This is a genomic window from Stenotrophomonas chelatiphaga, from assembly GCF_001431535.1.
In the GTDB taxonomy this organism is placed as follows: Bacteria; Pseudomonadota; Gammaproteobacteria; order Xanthomonadales; family Xanthomonadaceae; genus Stenotrophomonas; species Stenotrophomonas chelatiphaga.
In genome coordinates this window covers 21,788-36,006 of sequence record NZ_LDJK01000007.1, presented here as the reverse complement: position 1 = coordinate 36,006, position 14,219 = coordinate 21,788, and the positions used below count along the sequence as shown (strand labels likewise).

Below are 14,219 nucleotides of genomic sequence, written 5' to 3'. Positions count from 1 at the left end.
CTTTACCGATCCCTTCTTTCCCCCCATTCCACGAATGGTGCATTTCCGGTCCCTGCCCGAGCGCAGGAAAGGTCCCGTTCACGCCCGCACTTCTTTGCTGCAAACTTGCCTATGGACAGGCATCAATTTGATGATTCCGCCTTCAAGTCAGCCTGCTTTGCCGCGGTGCCGCTGCTCTTCACGGCGGCAGTTCAATGAACCCCGGTTCTCTCCCGTGCTCGATTCCAGTTTGATATCCAAGCCACGACTGAGCAGATGCTTCAACGTCGGCACGATGATCGCCGGACACCGGGCCGCCTGCACCGCGCCGTTACAGTGGCGGTGACACCTGCTCCACGCCCAACGTCACCGTGGCTTCTTGCTCATCCCACGTTTCGAACAGGGGTTCCGGCTGCTGGCGGAGCAGGTCCAGCCGGTAGCCGGTGGGCATCCCGGTTTCACCACGCCACAGCACCCAGAACCGATGCTGTAGACCTGCATCCACCGGCGCCTGCAGATCGGCGACCACCAGCGCGTCATCGGCAAGCTCCAGCGCGGAGTCCGGGCCACGCCAGCGCACCAGCAGCGCACGATCCGCGCCCTGCGGCACCTGCCCAGGCGCGGCACAGTCCTGCAGCAGCAACGACAAGGCGGTGGCCGCGTCTTCGCGGGCGATGCTGGCGCCCTGCGCCACGGCGGCGCGTTGCAGGGCGCGGCCGAACGGCAGCGACAGCGGCCTCGCAAGCCAATCCAGACGCTGCTCGAGGGTGGCTTCGTCGATGTAGCCGACCGCTGCATCCAGCAGCAGGGTGTTCCTGCGATCCAGGATGTGGCGTGTCCACGCCTGCTGCAGGGCAGCGTCGGCGTCGGAAGGAGGCGCTGCGGCAGGAGAGGCGCCGGAAGGCGGCGTCACGGGTGATCCGTTCATTCGTACATCCTCATGAAGGGCAATGTTGGTCAGTCGGGCAGCCCGGACAGCTGCACGATGCGCTGGCCATCGCCGTGGTCGGTCAGCTGCAGCGTCCATGCCGCCTCCCGCCACCAGACCAGCGCGCGCAGGCGGCTGGAGGAAGTGAGGAATCGATGGAGGACATGGAGTGGACCGGATGGGTGGGCGGAAAGCCTAAGGCCAGGAGCCGGTGCCCGAGGGCACCGACGACGCTGATGAGCGATATCTGCCATTGTGTGGGTTCGGGCTCATGGCAGCGGAAACAGGCGCGGCGGGTTCCGGTGCGGCCGGATCACCCCGCCAAGGCCCGGCGGATCGCCACAGCCCATCTTGATGTCCACACCCGGCAATGTCTCCGCTGCCGCATGCATCAGCAACTGGCCGATGTTCAGGCAGGGCACCCGGTCCGAAAACAGGGCAACCGTGCCGGTCACGCGACCCAGCATCTGCGGGTTCTGCCACACGCTGGGCAGCTCCGCCTTCACCGAGCGCACCACCGGGTTTGACCCCGGCCGTCCGTTCACGTTGAACGTGGCGCCGCTATTTCTCGCGGCGCCAGTTCAACGAACCACGGTTCTCCACCGTGCTCGATTCCACTTCGATATCGAAGCCACGACTGAGCAGATACTTCAGCGTCAGCACCGAACCGCTGCCCACCAGTGAAACGCCGTAGCCGACATACAATTTCGGCGAGATGAACTTGCCGACACCCAGTACCGACCCGCCCAGCGCGCGCGACTGGCTGACGCCGGCATCGTCCAGGCCCAGCTTGGCACCCAGCTGCGATGCCAGCAGCCCGCTGCCGGCCGACAACGCGGCGGATGCGGCGTTGACCTGCTGGGTCTGGTCGCTGGTGGCCCCGGTCAGGCTACGGCCCAGCACCAGGTAACCGAGCGCTTCGGACTGCGACATCGACGGATCGGACCACACCTGGGCACGTGGCTGCATCGCGCGGCCGGTGACATCGATACCGGCGGTGACATCACCGATCCGGCGTTCGGCACGCAGGTTGATGCGCGGGTCGGACACCGGGTTGTAGTTCCAGGTCAGCTGGCCCCGGGTGATGGTCAGGTCCTGCCCGTAGGCCTTGTAGCGACCACTCACTTCCAGCCCGCCATTGGCGGTCATTTCGCGGCCCGGCTTGGCCCACACCTGCATCTTGCCGGTCAGTGCGCCCTTCAGGCCGAAGCCGGCCATCTTGACGTTGTCACCGAGGCTCACGGTCAGGTCCATGTCCAGCGGCGAGCTGGCGGTCTCTTCCGGATCCACCGGGTCCAGCACCACCACGTCTTCGGACACCGACGTACCGCGGTCCAGCCGCTCCAGGTCGATGTCCGCCTCCGGCACCAGCACCTCGCCCTTCAGCTGCATCGTGGTGCCGGCCAGGGTGAAGTCCAGGTTCGGGTTGGCCACCACGCGCAGTTCGCTGGTGTTGGACAGCAGCACGTTCTCGCCATGGATATGCAGCTGCAGCGGCTGCGCATCACCGAACCAGGACAGCCCGCCGTCGACATACAGGGTGCCCTTGCCGGAGTTGGCCTGTGCGGTGATCTTCGCCGAGCCATCCGGCTGTGCGGTGAAGTTGCCCTTGCCCTGTTCGAAGGTCAGGCCCAACGCGGGGAATTCGCCCTTGAAGTCGCTCAGCGTGGCCTCGCCCCCGAGCAGCGGCTGGCTGCGGGTTCCACGCAGGCTCACGTGCCCTTCGATCAGGCCGGTCGGGCGCACGATGTCCGGCGAGAACAGTTCCAGCCAGTACAACCGCGCCATGTTGAGATACAGCTCGCCGTTCAGCGGGGCGCTGGCGTCCCAGCCGGTCTGCACCTTGGCGTTGACGAAGCCATTGCCCTTGAAGCCCATGCCAAGGAACGCCTCGATCCGTGCCGGGGTCATGTCCAGCTTGACCGAGAACTGGTCGTAGGACACCAGCTCACCGCGTGCGTTGTCGCCCAGGCGGATGCCGCCCTCGGGCGAACGCACTTCCACGTTGCCTTCCCAGGCATTGCCACGCGGACGGATCTGCGCATCCAGGGTGACCTCGCCGCGCAGGTAGATGCGTCGCCCGGACGTGGGCGGCAACCATGGCTGCACCAAGGTCAGTGGCAGCGCGTCACCGCGCACCACCAGCCCTTCGCGCGGCCAGTTGGCATGCACGCACAGCGCGCCGCCGGTGGCCGGCGCCAGGCAGGTTTCGGTCAGGCTGTAATTGCTGCCGTTGACCGCGAAATCAGACGCGCCGCGCAATACCCAGGGATCGCCCTTCTGCGGCGCCAGGCGCAGGGATTCAAGCTTGCCACGCCACTGCTGGCCCTGCTGGCGCACACTGCCCTGCAGGTCCAGCGCGCCCATCTCGTTGCGGCCCTGCGCGCTCAGCCGCAGGTTGCTGACGCTGCCCTGCGCATCCACGTTCAGGCTTTCCAGCAGCATCCCGGCGTTGACGTTGCGGCCCTGCAGCGCCAGCGTGCCGCTGTCGCCGCTCCACGGCAGGCGCCCCTTCAGGCTGATTGCTTCGGCGGCGTAATCGCCCCAGCGCAGGCTGCTGCCCACCAGGTCGGCCGTGATGTCCGGCGCATCGCGACGCCCGGTGACCTGCACCGTGCCGCGCAGCCCGCCGTCGGCGCCGGGCAGCAGGTCGCTGAGCTGCAGGGGCTCGAAGCGTGCATCGATATCCAGGCGGTCGCCCACCTTGCCCGATGCGGTCACCCGGCTCGCGCCGATCGCCAGCTTCAGCTGGCCTTCGCCCTGGCTGCCCTGCAGCGCGAACTTGCCCTGTGCGTCCAGCGCACGCTTGCGCAGGGTGCCCTTCAATGACGGCAGGTCCACGGTCGCTTCGATGACACCGGTGGTGCCCGGCGCGGCATTGGCCGGCACCGGCAGCTGGCGACCGGTGCTGGCGACGTTGCCGGACAGTCGACCCTCCCAGCCCGGCAGGAAGTAGCCGGGATCGAAGGCGTTGAGCGTTGCCTTCGCATCCCATTGCAGCTGCGGTGCCCACGCCACGTTGCCTTCCACGCCCAGCGTGCCGCCGGGCGTACGCGCCTGCAGCTGCTCGATGCGTGCTGCGCTGTCATTGCCACGTACATCGAACTGCAGCGCGGCCTTCTGGCCGTCGCGCTCGATGTCCGCCGTACCGACCGCCGCCCAGGCCTGCAGGGTGCCGGCCAGGCCCATGCGGGCTTCCTTCAGGGTCACCGGCACAGCGACGCCGCCGGCGGTGTTGGGATCGGCCGCCGGCGTATAGGTCAGGTCATTGGCGACGATGGAGAAATTGAGTTTCTGCTGGTCCTGCTGGCGGAAGTCGGCGCTGCCCTTCAGCCGAACCTGGCCGCCGAAGGCCTTGACCACCAGCGGCGACACATTCAGCACCTGGTCTTCCAGCTGCACCTTGGACGGTGCCAGTTCGATCGTCTGTCCACCCAGCTGCGCGGTGCCCTGCAGGTCGGCATTGCCGCCCTTGCCGGCGGCACTGAAATCCACCGTCAGCGGTTCCACGGTGGACGCGGCCAGGGCCGGGTTCAGCAGGCGCACGTCCAGCGCGTCGGTACGCACGCTGGCCTTCCAGGTGGGATCGGTGCGCCCGTCGAATACCAGCAGCGCGCGCAGCGGGTTGGGTGCGCGCCCGGCCACCGCCACTTCCATATGGCCCAGGTCACCGCGGGCCACCAGGCCCAGGCTGGCCGGGGTGCGGCCGCGTGGCGCCGGCAGGAGGGCGGTGACACTCAGGTCGGTGTCGTAATCGTTGGCCGGGATGTAATGCCCGTTGATGCGGAAATTGCCCATGTCGCTGTCGACAAGCAACTGGTTGGCCTTGAACTCGCCATTGGCGATTTCAAGGCCACCGCCGATGCGGGCGATGTCGATGGTCGGCTCACCGGCGGTGGTGACGCGCAGGCCATTGACCTGGATGACGTCGGCCTGGATGGCCAACGGCATTTCGATCTGCGGCAACGAACCGGGCCAGGACGGCAGCTCGAACGGCTCCTCGCTCTTGGCCAGGTTCAGCGTGGCATTGTCCAGTTCCAGGCGGTCCAGCAGCAGCTTGCGGCCCAGCAGCGGGCGCAGGTCCGGTTCCAGGTGCGCGCGGTCGGCATGGAAGTGGATGTCGTTGTAGCGGAATTCGACGTTGTGCAGGGTCAGTGGCCCTGCCACCGGGCCTTCGGCCTTGTCCCAAGTGAAACTGGCCCCTGCCGGCAGGCGTGCGATCACCTGGGCCAGCAGCACGTCGCGGCCGGCCACCGTCTGCAGCAGCCAGTACACCGCCAGCAGCGCGACCAGCACCAGGCCGAGCACGCCCACGCCGGACCACGCCCAGAAACGACGGCGGCGGTAGAAGCGACGACGCGGCACCGGGGCCTGTGCGTTGGGTGCATTGGGCGGGGTCGGGGTCGGCGTGCTCACAGGTCGGCTCCGATGTTCAGGTAGATCTGGAACTGTGAATCCGGATCGTTCAGGCCATGGGCGATGTCCACCCGCACCGGGCCGACAGGTGACTTCCAACGCACGCCGAAACCGACGCCGGTATGCAGATCGATGGTGTTGTCAAAGGCGCTGCCGGTGTCGACGAACACCGCCGCACCCCACGGTCCATCGTTGAAATAGTGTTCGTATTCCGCCGAGCCGACCACCAGGTGCTTGGCACCCAGGGCGAACTTGTCCGGTTCGGGCGTGCGCGGGCCCACTTCACGCCAGGCATAGCCGCGGATGCTGCGGTCACCACCGGCGAAGTAGCGCAGGCTGGGCGGCATCGCCACCAGGTCGCTGGTCCAGGTGGTGCCGCCTTCACCGCGCAGGATCAGGCGGTTGGTTTCGCCCAGCGGCACGTACCAGCGCAGCACCATGTTGGCCTGCACGAAGCTGGTATCCGACCCGGCCCCTTCCACGCCGCCGCGCATCGTCGCACTGCCGCTGATGCCACTGCGCGGGAACAGGCGGTCATCCACGTTGACGTAGTCGGCCGCGATCTGGGGATAGACCAGGGTGGAATACTGATAGACCGCGTCGGTGAATTCGGTACCGGACGCGTAGCCCCAGCGCTCACGCAGCGCGTTCATCGACGCGGTGGCGGTCCAGAACTCGTTGATCTGGCCACTGCGGCTGGCGATCAGCTTCAGGTTGCGCAGATCGATGTAATCGGTCTGCTCATCGTAGGCACTGGCAGCAAACGTATACCAGCCGTCAAGCCAGCGGAATGCGGGGATGCGGTAGCTGGTCGTCAGGCTTTTTCGCTTCTCGGCATAGTCCAGCTGCGTGTTCATCTTGTGGCCGCGGCTGTTGAGCCAGCGCCGCTCCAGCCCGCCGCGCACACCGGCGCCGCTTTCGCTGCCGTAGCTGAGGCCGGTGGTGTAGATGCTGCGCTTGGCCCGCGTCAGGTTGACGTCCACCGGCACATTGCCGTTTTCGTCGGCGTCTTCCGGCTTCGGCTGGATGTCGATGGTGCTGAAGTAGTCCAGCTTGGTCAGCGATTCGCGCAGCCGGTCCAGCTTGCCCTCGTGGAAATAGCTGCCCTCTTCCCAATACACCAGCGGGTCGAACAGCTTGTCGACGAAATAGTTCTGCTTGAAGGTGATCGGGCCCATGTTGTAGCGGCGCCCGCTGTCCCAGGCCAGGTCGATGTCGGCGGCATTTTCCGCACGGGTCACCTGCACCTGGTGCTGCGTGTAATCAGCATCGAAATAGCCGCGCTCGGCCAGCCGGCGGGTCACCGTGATCTTGCTGGCCTCGTAACGCGTGTGTTCGAAAGGCTGGCCTTTGCGCGGGCTGAACGCGTCCAGGTCGTCCTGCAGGTAGCGGTCGTACATCGCCGGGCCGGTGATCTCGATGTGCTCCTTGCGGACGCGCACCGGCTCGCCTTTCACGACATTTATGACCACCCGCAGGGTGTCGCCGTTACGGGGCGCATCGACGGTGATGGTCGGGTTGTAGAAGCCGAACGGCTCCAGCGCCTCGCGGGTCTGGCGCTCGGCCTGCGACAGCAGATACTCCAGCCGCGATTCGCCCTGCACTTTGCCGATCGTGTCATAAAGCGACAACGAGACCTCGATGTTCTCGATGATCTCGGCGTCGTCGCCTTTATCCAGGCCGTGGATGTCCACCTTTTCAATCGTGCCGCGCGCATGGGCCAGCGGGCTGGCCAGCAGGGCAAGGCAGATCAGCGGAAGGGCGATTTTCGGTAGCTGCATCGCTACAGCATAGCGGGGGGCGATGACATCGGGAATGAAGGCGACACGATATCGCCCCCGCGCCTGCTCGTACGGTCAGATCAGATGTCGATGCTGAGCGCGGGAATCCCGGTGACTTCTTCGTCTTCGCTCATCATGCTCTCGATGAACGTCTGCCGTGACCACGCTCTGATCGCGGTCTCCATGTCCCAGATCGGTTTCGGCAGCGGAATGAGCTCGCCCTCGCCGTCCCCCGCGCCGGGGTCGCCAGCGTCGCCGCTGGCCGCGGCCTGCTGGCCGTGGGCCAGCACGCGCTCGGACAGTGACAGCGGGCGCCCCGCCTCCTGCCATGGGGTCGAAGAAGAAGATGAGGTTGCGGCAGCGACAGGGTTCATTGCGAGTCCTTGAAGTGAGTGAAACGGCGACCCTGGCCGGCGGCATCCAGCGCCTCCAGCACCTCGGCGCTGTAACCGCTGGCGAGGATGTTCAAACGGTCCTGCACGCCCGGCAGCGCCTGGCCCAGTGCAAGCTCCACGTCTTCCAGCAGGCTGCCCTGCAGGTCCAGCTCCCATGCCAGCGCCCCCAGCTCCAGCAGTGGCAGCTGACGATCGGCCGGGCGGACATCCAGCGTCCGCAGGCGCGGGTCGTCGCGCAGTGCCTGCAACAGCGCTTCGTGCTGCCGCGGAACATGCAACACGGCCTGGGTGGCGGCGTCGGCCTGCGCCAACCGGTGGACAAGGGCACTGCAGATCGGCTCGATGACGACGTCCGGTGCGGCGTTCATTGCCTGCAGGGTGGCGTGGACGTGGTCGCGGACGGCCGCAGCCAGCGTCAACTGCGCCCGCTGCACGCCCTCGATCACGTGCTGCAGGGCGCCCAGTGCGAGCAGCACACCGTCCCGATAGCCTTCGAAGGCGGCGGCGGCGCGCAGTTCGCGCGCTTCCAGCCGGGCCTGTTCCTGCTCGCGCGCCACGCGCCGACGGGAAAACGCCTGCACGCGGGCAAGGTCGATGCCCTGCTGGATGCTGGCGGCCTGGATGACATGGTCGACAGCGCGTTCCAGCAGGCTTTCAGGATAGGTCTTCAGCATGGTTCCAGGCACTCAGGAAGCAGGTCATGTCGAACGGGTGGACGCCGGCGAGGGCTTCTTCCGGCAGGGCCGGCAGGCCCTCGAACCACAGGGCGATCCGCGCGTGAAGCCAGTCCGGAAGCTGGCTGCGCAGCCCCTGCTGCAGCTGCTGCCCGCCCCAGGCCAGCAGCATCGTCGGCGGCGGTGGCTGCGACCAACGGACACCGGCCTCGGGAAACCCGAGCCGCAGGAAGGCGTGCAGGGCAGGCGGCTGGGTTGCCAGCCAGCGGGCGCCCAGCACGTGTCGCCGATGACCGGCGCAGGCCAGCAGCCAGGCCGCCGTCGGGATGCGTCCCCAGCCGCGTGTCAGCCGATCCACCAGCGGTGCCGGCGTACCTTCGTCGGCGGGCGCGGGCGGCAGGCGATGGGCCTGGCACAGCCAGCGGTTCAACGCACTGCGCTGTGATGCCGACAACGCCGCGGGTGCGGCCTGCCACGGCCGGTAGTAGGCAACCGGATCATGCAGGATGCGCAGTCGCTCATGCATGGGGCGTACCGGACGCATCCTGGCGGCCGCGGCGAAGGCGATCGAACATGCCACGGACCCGCGGATCGCCACGCTTCCACAGCCACCCACCGACGCCAGCCACCAGCAGCAAGCCGATCAACGGCACCAGCAGCCATACCCACATCGGACGTTGCGGTTCGGCCGGCGTCACCGCCAGACTGCGCGGCTCGGCGGCCGGCGTCAGCACCACCGATACGTTGTCGTAGGCCACATCGACGAAGGCATTGCGCAGGAAGCGCTTGGCCGTGGCCAGCAGCACCGCCTGGTCCATGTCCGCCGAATGCGCCAGCACCGCGGCGACATGCATCGCCGGCGGCCTGCGCTGTTGCAGGCTGCCCTCGACCGGGCCGGCGTCGTAGCTCACATGCACGCGCGCCCGCTTCACCCCGACCAGCGTGGTCAGCGATTCCTCCAGGCGCTGCTCGATGGCCGACAGCAGGCGTGCACGCTCGGCCAGCGGCGTGCTGACCATCGCATCGGCAGGAAACAGCGCGGCGATCTGGGTGCGCGGGGCGGAAGGCAGGCCCTTCAGCTGGACCAGGTCGATGGCCTCGGCCAGGTCGTCCGCGCCGACGCGCACCACGAAGCCGGCCTTGCCCTGCAGGCGCTTTTCGGCGGGGATGTTGTGGTGGAGCAGCGCGGCCACCACTTCATTGGCTTGGCGCTCGTCCAGTGCCTGCAGCAGTTCGGAGCGCGCGCAGCCGACCAGCAGCAGGCACAACAGCATGGCCACCCCACGGCGCGTCGGGAAACCGATCATGGCTCAGCTCTTCACCAGCGTTTCGATGCCCTTGGTCGCGTGGCTGACCAACGACGAACTCAATGCGATCTGCTTGGTGTATTCATCCAGCCGCAGCTGCAGCGCATGGAGCCTGGCCGGGTCGGCGGCGACCGCTGGATCATTGGCCGCGGCCAGGATGGCGTCGCGTTCCTGACCCGCCGTTACATAGCGTTCGGCCAGGGCCTGGTTGAAGCGGCTGGAAAGGGGAACGGACACACCTTCCGCTGCGGCAAGCGGGGAAACGCCCGCCGATACCGGGGCAATACTGATCATGGAAAGATCCTCGTCGCGAAGGACGGCCCGCGTGACGCACGGGCCGCAGGGCTCAGGCCAGGTTGCGGATGACCGACTTGCTCTGGTCGGACAGGCTTTTGGAGGAGTTCGACTGCAGCATCCGGTACATGTTGTATTGGGAAAGTGCTGCCTGATAATCGGCCAACAAGGCGGGATCGCTGGCGTTACCCTCCTCACCCAGCTTTGCCATGATTCGCGTCATCTCCGCCTTCAGGTGTTTCACACCGTCGTCGAACATCTTGGAGTGCTCGCTCAGCCACCCCTTCCACAGTGATGCATCGCCGCCTTCGCCAGGGTCGCCCCAGCCCGGCCTGGTGATGGGGAGGGTGCTATCGCTCATGGTGTTCTCCAATAGGGGTAGGGGTAGTCAAGGTGCCGCCTGCGATACCGCAGCACGGCTGTAGTCCCAGCGGCCACTGCCAACCGACAGCAGCTGGCCCGGGGAGTAACGGTAGGAACGCCCCTGCAACAGGTCGTCCCAGAGTTGCGGAGACACGCTGATGCGGCGCATGCCCCAGCGCTGGTGAAACGTGCGGGCCGCACTGGCCATCGCGTTGAGGCCGGCATCGTCGAGGAACACGTCATTGACGATGCTGACCCGCTCGCCGCGCGGCTCGGTGCGGGTGCTGATGCCCAATACGCGCATCTGCTGCCGGGCCAGGGCGATCAGCTGCTGGTCGCTGATGGCCGACACCCGCGCCTGCTTGAGGTACGGCGCGTGTGCCGCCAGCACGGAACCGACCTGGGTGGTGCGTGCAGTGGTCACGCTGCCATTCAGCACCACCTCGGGCCGGGATGGGTCGTCCAGCCGCACCACCACCAGGTCCAGGCCGGCGGCAATCAATGCCTGTTCCAGGCGTGCGGCTTCTTCGCGGCGCAACAGATGAATGTCATTGCGCCGCTGCGCGCGGCGACTGGCCCGCTCGCCCCAACTACGCGCCGAAGCGCTGTCACTGAAGGCATAAAGACGGCCGTCGTTGCCGGGAGCGATCGCGTAATCCGCCGGTGCATTCGACAGTACCCCAGCCAGGCCGCGCACCCGGGTTTCCGGCTGGTGCTGCCAATGCAACCATGCGGCGCCTGCGCCTGCGGCCAGCAGCGCCACGATACCCAGCAGCAACACCGGGCGACGGCGACCGGGTGGCTTTTGCTCAGCCGACGCTGCAGCGACTGGAACTTCCACCGGCAGCGCCGGTGGCACGAAGGCAAGTACCTGCGCCGGCCATTGTGCGTGCTGTTCGCGGACGGCGAAATGCACGCCGGCGACCTGGATCGGGTGCTGCAGCGGCAGCGCACGCCATGTCCAGGCGGCGTGCTCGTCCGTGCGCTCGCCCAGCTGCACCCCGTGCCCGGTACCGGCCGCCTGCAGCGCGAATGCGGCGGCAGGCAGGTCTGCAGGAATGAAATAGGCACGTTCATCGGCACCGAGCAGCTGCGCGGCCCGGCCATTGGCCAGATCTTCCTGCGGCCCCACATGGAACACGGTAACGCCGTCAGACACGGAATACTCGACGCCGCTCAAGTTACCCGCAAGGATTCTCAGTACATGCAACATGGGATGTTCAACAGAGAGTGACGTGCCGTGGTTGGCGCTGGCTATGTTGGGGTCGCACCGGGGGCGGCGATATAAGCCGAGTTGTAAATGATGGTTTCCCGACGCGTCGATTCAGCGCGCGTAGCGTCGCCGCACGGCACTTACATAAGCCTGCGTTTCGGCAAATGGCGGAACCCGGTTGCCGTAGCGGCGCACGCTGCCTTCACCGGCGTTGTAGCCTGCCAGGGCCAGGTCGAGATCCTGATCGAAGTGGTGCAGCAGCCATGCAAGGTAGCGCGCCCCACCGCGCAGGTTCTGCGCGGGATCGAACCGGTCACGCACGCCGAAACGCCGTGCGGTGGCCGGCATCAGCTGCATCAGGCCTGCCGCGCCGGCAGGCGAGACCGCCCGCGGGTTGAAGCCGGATTCCTGCTGGACCACGGCCTGCAGCAGCGCCGCTTCGATTCCGACTTCTTCGGCGACCTGTCGCAGCAGCGCATGCCATCGTGATGCGTCTCCACGGCCCACCTGCGGGCGCCTTTCCTCTTCGCGCAGGGGATCGGGATGAAAGGCGTGCAGCCCCTGCATCGGCTGCTCGGCCACCACCAGGCGGCCATCGGCGGATACCCCCGCGTAGAAGGATGCCGCCTGCACGGAAGCGGCACTGACAACGAGCGCGACGCCCGCTGCCAGTCGCCCTGCCTGCATCATCCGGTGGCACATTGCAGCCGGCGCACGGTCGCCTCCAGTTCGGCCACCGTGCGCGCACCGGCCAGCGCATCGACGGTGATGACCACCTCGAAGCGCTCTTCGATCTCCACCAGCAGATCGGCGATTTCCAGCGAGTCCATGCCCAGGTCTTCCACCAGTCGGTCGCCGTGGCGGATATCCGCCACGGCGATCGAACCGGTGACCAGGGCGATCAACGGCCGCACGCCGCTGGCGGGCGTATCAGGCCCGCTCATCTGATCTGCGCTGCAGCTCAGGCACGTCGCTTGCGCGCTGCCCGCGCGGGATCGGCCCCTTCAGCCTGTGGAAGGAATGCGTTGCAAGCCTGCCACTGTTCGGCTGTGCGCTCCCCGCAGTCGCCTCTTCTTCCTGCGTTCTGTCACTGGCAGCTGGATTCGGCACGACGGTCGCCGACTGCACGTGAGGGCTCTCGGGCGTGGTTTTTTTGAGCTGGCTGCGCGATGTAAATGCCACATTGGCTGCACTGTTCACGCCCTCATCTTCCCCGGCGGCTCTCGGGGGACGACCCGTCTCAACGAGCGCTTGACGCAGGTCAACGCCACCTATCGAGACCGATTTGACGCGGTCGGCGGCATTGCTGCTCTTCAACTCTTTCAGCACACTGTTGAACCGCTCGTGGAACCCGGCCGGGTACTGCGTCGAGGTCCGCTCGCTGGAGGTACGCGGCGGGACCTCGCGCTCTGGTTGAGCCGGCGCTGCCGGCTGCTCGGCTTCCGTCGGGACACCGTCGTCTTCGTCGGGGTCTGAGGTGTCCCCGGTCATGTCAATGCCCTCGTCCGGCACCTGCGCCCCCGCAGCCTCCACCTTGGGTTGCTCTTCGATCACCGCTGGCACCACCGTCACCGCCGGCTGCACGATGGGTTCCACTGCCGGCTGCACGGGCGGTTTCACTGCCGTCTGCACGGGCGGTTCCTTGGCGCCCTGGAAGACCCAGCCGTCCTGGTTGACGATGTTGCGGGCGTTGTTTTCGATGTGGATATCGGGAAACGCTTTCAGCACCATCGCCATCGCCTTGGCAAAATCGCCTACCGGATCGGCCGCCTTGTTGGCCGGCGGCTGGGGGCGTTCGGCCGCCTGGACCAGCTGCGGCAGCAGCTCGGCGTCCTGCAGGGCGCCACTGATATCTGCCCTGTCCAGCCGTGTTCTGAGTGCCGACAATGCCTGCGCGTTGATGAGGTCCGGCAACTGCTTCCGCAGCATCTCGGCCGACATCTCGGGATTCTTTGCCGCCAGGGCCTGCACCAGCGTCGGCGTCAGGTCTTCCAACAACTGCGCATTGATCTGATCAGGCCCTACGGTCCGCCCGGTCGCTTCGATACACTCTTTCAGTTGTTTCAGCGGCTTGGACGCGTCCGTGCCGAAGGCACGATAGAGGCCGGTGTAACGGCCTTTGTCGGCCTCCAGATAGCGCTCCAGTTTCTTTTCCAGCGCTGCATGCGCCTGCCGGTTTGCCTTCAGTTTCGGCATTGACAACAGGCGGCATGCGTTCAGCACGGCCGTGCCACCGGTTGTCGCGGCGTGACGCGTAAGCAGCGCGTTCACCTCGCTTCTTGAAACACCCAATTCCTTCAGCACCTCGCGTGCTGCGGTCTCGCGCGCCATGGTCGATGCCTCCGTCTCTGTCGTGGTGAACAGCGCGTGGGGCCGCGTTGTTCCATCCCCGCTCCGCATCCCGGCAGTCGCGTTGGCCCTTTCATCCCACTGCTTCGTCGCCGGTGTGAGTAGATCGAAGACATCCTGGCTGTGCTGCTGCTGGTAGCGGGGCGCATTCCCGCCAAGATCAAGCGGATTCCTTCGGCTGGGCTGGCGCAGGTAGTCTGCGCGCTGCACGCCTCCGCTGTCGGGGCCGTCCTGCGGGCCAAAGCCATCTTCGAAGCCTGCAGTCGCGGCCCTCTGCAAGACGTCGGTGACGCTGATCAGGCTTCCAAGCGATACGCTGCGACGCAGCGGACCGCCCGTTTCAGGCTCACGGACCTGCGCCGATGGGGTTGCAGCGTAGCCACCAGCAGACCTGGATGGGAGGTCGCGGTTGCCCACGCCGACGCTGTCAAACGCGTTGTTCTTGCTCGAGTGCGCCCTGGGAAGAATAGGGGTCGAGGACGGCGAGATTGAAATTGAAGGGCCAGCGCCCATAGTGATT

13 protein-coding genes and 1 pseudogene are annotated in these 14,219 nt (G+C 66.7%); all 14 read right to left on the bottom strand.

The genetic code is table 11. The annotated features are described in order from the left end of the window. Positions 1–310 precede the first annotated feature (310 nt). Positions 311–907 carry a hypothetical protein gene (locus ABB28_RS02345; protein WP_057507075.1) on the bottom strand — a complete coding sequence of 199 codons (597 nt, stop codon included), beginning with the start codon at positions 905–907 and terminating at the stop codon, positions 311–313. Between the two features lie 269 nt (positions 908–1,176). Then, entirely contained in the window at positions 1,177–1,362 is a 186-nt protein-coding gene (locus ABB28_RS02340) for a hypothetical protein (RefSeq protein WP_152983360.1), read from the bottom strand. Between the two features lie 106 nt (positions 1,363–1,468). Beyond that, a complete protein-coding gene (locus ABB28_RS02335) occupies positions 1,469–5,323 on the bottom strand; it encodes a translocation/assembly module TamB domain-containing protein (RefSeq protein ID WP_057507073.1) in 3,855 nt (1,284 codons plus the stop codon). Then, positions 5,320–7,104, bottom strand: coding sequence for an autotransporter assembly complex protein TamA (locus ABB28_RS02330; protein WP_057507072.1), 1,785 nt, complete (start codon positions 7,102–7,104; stop codon positions 5,320–5,322). Before ABB28_RS02330 ends, ABB28_RS02335 begins: the two co-directional genes overlap by 4 nt. Before the next feature lie 80 nt (positions 7,105–7,184). Then, positions 7,185–7,478 (bottom strand): hypothetical protein, encoded by a 294-nt coding sequence (locus ABB28_RS02325; protein WP_152983359.1) that lies wholly within the window; start codon positions 7,476–7,478, stop codon positions 7,185–7,187. Beyond that, on the bottom strand, positions 7,475–8,173 hold the full coding sequence (locus ABB28_RS02320; protein WP_152983358.1) for a hypothetical protein: 699 nt from the start codon (positions 8,171–8,173) through the stop codon (positions 7,475–7,477). The genes ABB28_RS02325 and ABB28_RS02320 overlap by 4 nt, the downstream gene beginning before the upstream one ends. Continuing rightward, complete coding sequence (locus ABB28_RS02315; RefSeq protein WP_057507069.1) at positions 8,154–8,699, bottom strand: hypothetical protein; 546 nt, start codon at positions 8,697–8,699, stop codon at positions 8,154–8,156. Before ABB28_RS02315 ends, ABB28_RS02320 begins: the two co-directional genes overlap by 20 nt. Continuing rightward, entirely contained in the window at positions 8,692–9,480 is a 789-nt protein-coding gene (gene sctJ, locus ABB28_RS02310; RefSeq protein WP_083491870.1) for a type III secretion system inner membrane ring lipoprotein SctJ, read from the bottom strand. The genes ABB28_RS02315 and sctJ overlap by 8 nt, the downstream gene beginning before the upstream one ends. Positions 9,481–9,483: 3 nt before the next feature. Continuing rightward, positions 9,484–9,774 carry a type III secretion system inner rod subunit SctI gene (gene sctI / locus ABB28_RS02305; protein ID WP_057507067.1) on the bottom strand — a complete coding sequence of 97 codons (291 nt, stop codon included), beginning with the start codon at positions 9,772–9,774 and terminating at the stop codon, positions 9,484–9,486. A 52-nt stretch (positions 9,775–9,826) separates the two neighbouring features. After that, positions 9,827–10,135, bottom strand: coding sequence for an EscF/YscF/HrpA family type III secretion system needle major subunit (locus tag ABB28_RS02300; protein WP_148049437.1), 309 nt, complete (start codon positions 10,133–10,135; stop codon positions 9,827–9,829). A 27-nt stretch (positions 10,136–10,162) separates the two neighbouring features. Next, positions 10,163–11,350 carry a PrgH/EprH family type III secretion apparatus protein gene (locus tag ABB28_RS02295; protein ID WP_083491869.1) on the bottom strand — a complete coding sequence of 396 codons (1,188 nt, stop codon included), beginning with the start codon at positions 11,348–11,350 and terminating at the stop codon, positions 10,163–10,165. Positions 11,351–11,461: 111 nt separating this feature from the next. Then, a pseudogene (locus ABB28_RS18315) lies at positions 11,462–11,809 on the bottom strand (lytic transglycosylase domain-containing protein); the annotation flags it as partial. Between the two features lie 227 nt (positions 11,810–12,036). Then, on the bottom strand, positions 12,037–12,294 hold the full coding sequence (locus ABB28_RS02285) for an acyl carrier protein (RefSeq protein WP_057507063.1): 258 nt from the start codon (positions 12,292–12,294) through the stop codon (positions 12,037–12,039). After that, on the bottom strand, positions 12,281–14,212 hold the full coding sequence (locus ABB28_RS02280; RefSeq protein WP_152983357.1) for a hypothetical protein: 1,932 nt from the start codon (positions 14,210–14,212) through the stop codon (positions 12,281–12,283). The genes ABB28_RS02285 and ABB28_RS02280 overlap by 14 nt, the downstream gene beginning before the upstream one ends. Between the last annotated feature and the right edge of the window lie 7 nt (positions 14,213–14,219).

What these genes read in the sequence shown, in the direction of transcription:
- ABB28_RS02345 (WP_057507075.1), bottom strand. Translation starts at nt 907, where the DNA reads ATGAACGGATCACCCGTGACGCCGCCTTCCGGCGCCTCTCCTGCCGCA.
- ABB28_RS02330 (WP_057507072.1), bottom strand. Translation starts at nt 7,104, where the DNA reads ATGCAGCTACCGAAAATCGCCCTTCCGCTGATCTGCCTTGCCCTGCTG.
- ABB28_RS02325 (WP_152983359.1), bottom strand. Translation starts at nt 7,478, where the DNA reads ATGAACCCTGTCGCTGCCGCAACCTCATCTTCTTCTTCGACCCCATGG.
- ABB28_RS02320 (WP_152983358.1), bottom strand. Translation starts at nt 8,173, where the DNA reads ATGCTGAAGACCTATCCTGAAAGCCTGCTGGAACGCGCTGTCGACCAT.
- ABB28_RS02315 (WP_057507069.1), bottom strand. Translation starts at nt 8,699, where the DNA reads ATGCATGAGCGACTGCGCATCCTGCATGATCCGGTTGCCTACTACCGG.
- sctJ (WP_083491870.1), bottom strand. Translation starts at nt 9,480, where the DNA reads ATGATCGGTTTCCCGACGCGCCGTGGGGTGGCCATGCTGTTGTGCCTG.
- sctI (WP_057507067.1), bottom strand. Translation starts at nt 9,774, where the DNA reads ATGATCAGTATTGCCCCGGTATCGGCGGGCGTTTCCCCGCTTGCCGCA.
- ABB28_RS02300 (WP_148049437.1), bottom strand. Translation starts at nt 10,135, where the DNA reads ATGAGCGATAGCACCCTCCCCATCACCAGGCCGGGCTGGGGCGACCCT.
- ABB28_RS02295 (WP_083491869.1), bottom strand. Translation starts at nt 11,350, where the DNA reads ATGTTGCATGTACTGAGAATCCTTGCGGGTAACTTGAGCGGCGTCGAG.
- ABB28_RS02285 (WP_057507063.1), bottom strand. Translation starts at nt 12,294, where the DNA reads ATGAGCGGGCCTGATACGCCCGCCAGCGGCGTGCGGCCGTTGATCGCC.
- ABB28_RS02280 (WP_152983357.1), bottom strand. Translation starts at nt 14,212, where the DNA reads ATGGGCGCTGGCCCTTCAATTTCAATCTCGCCGTCCTCGACCCCTATT.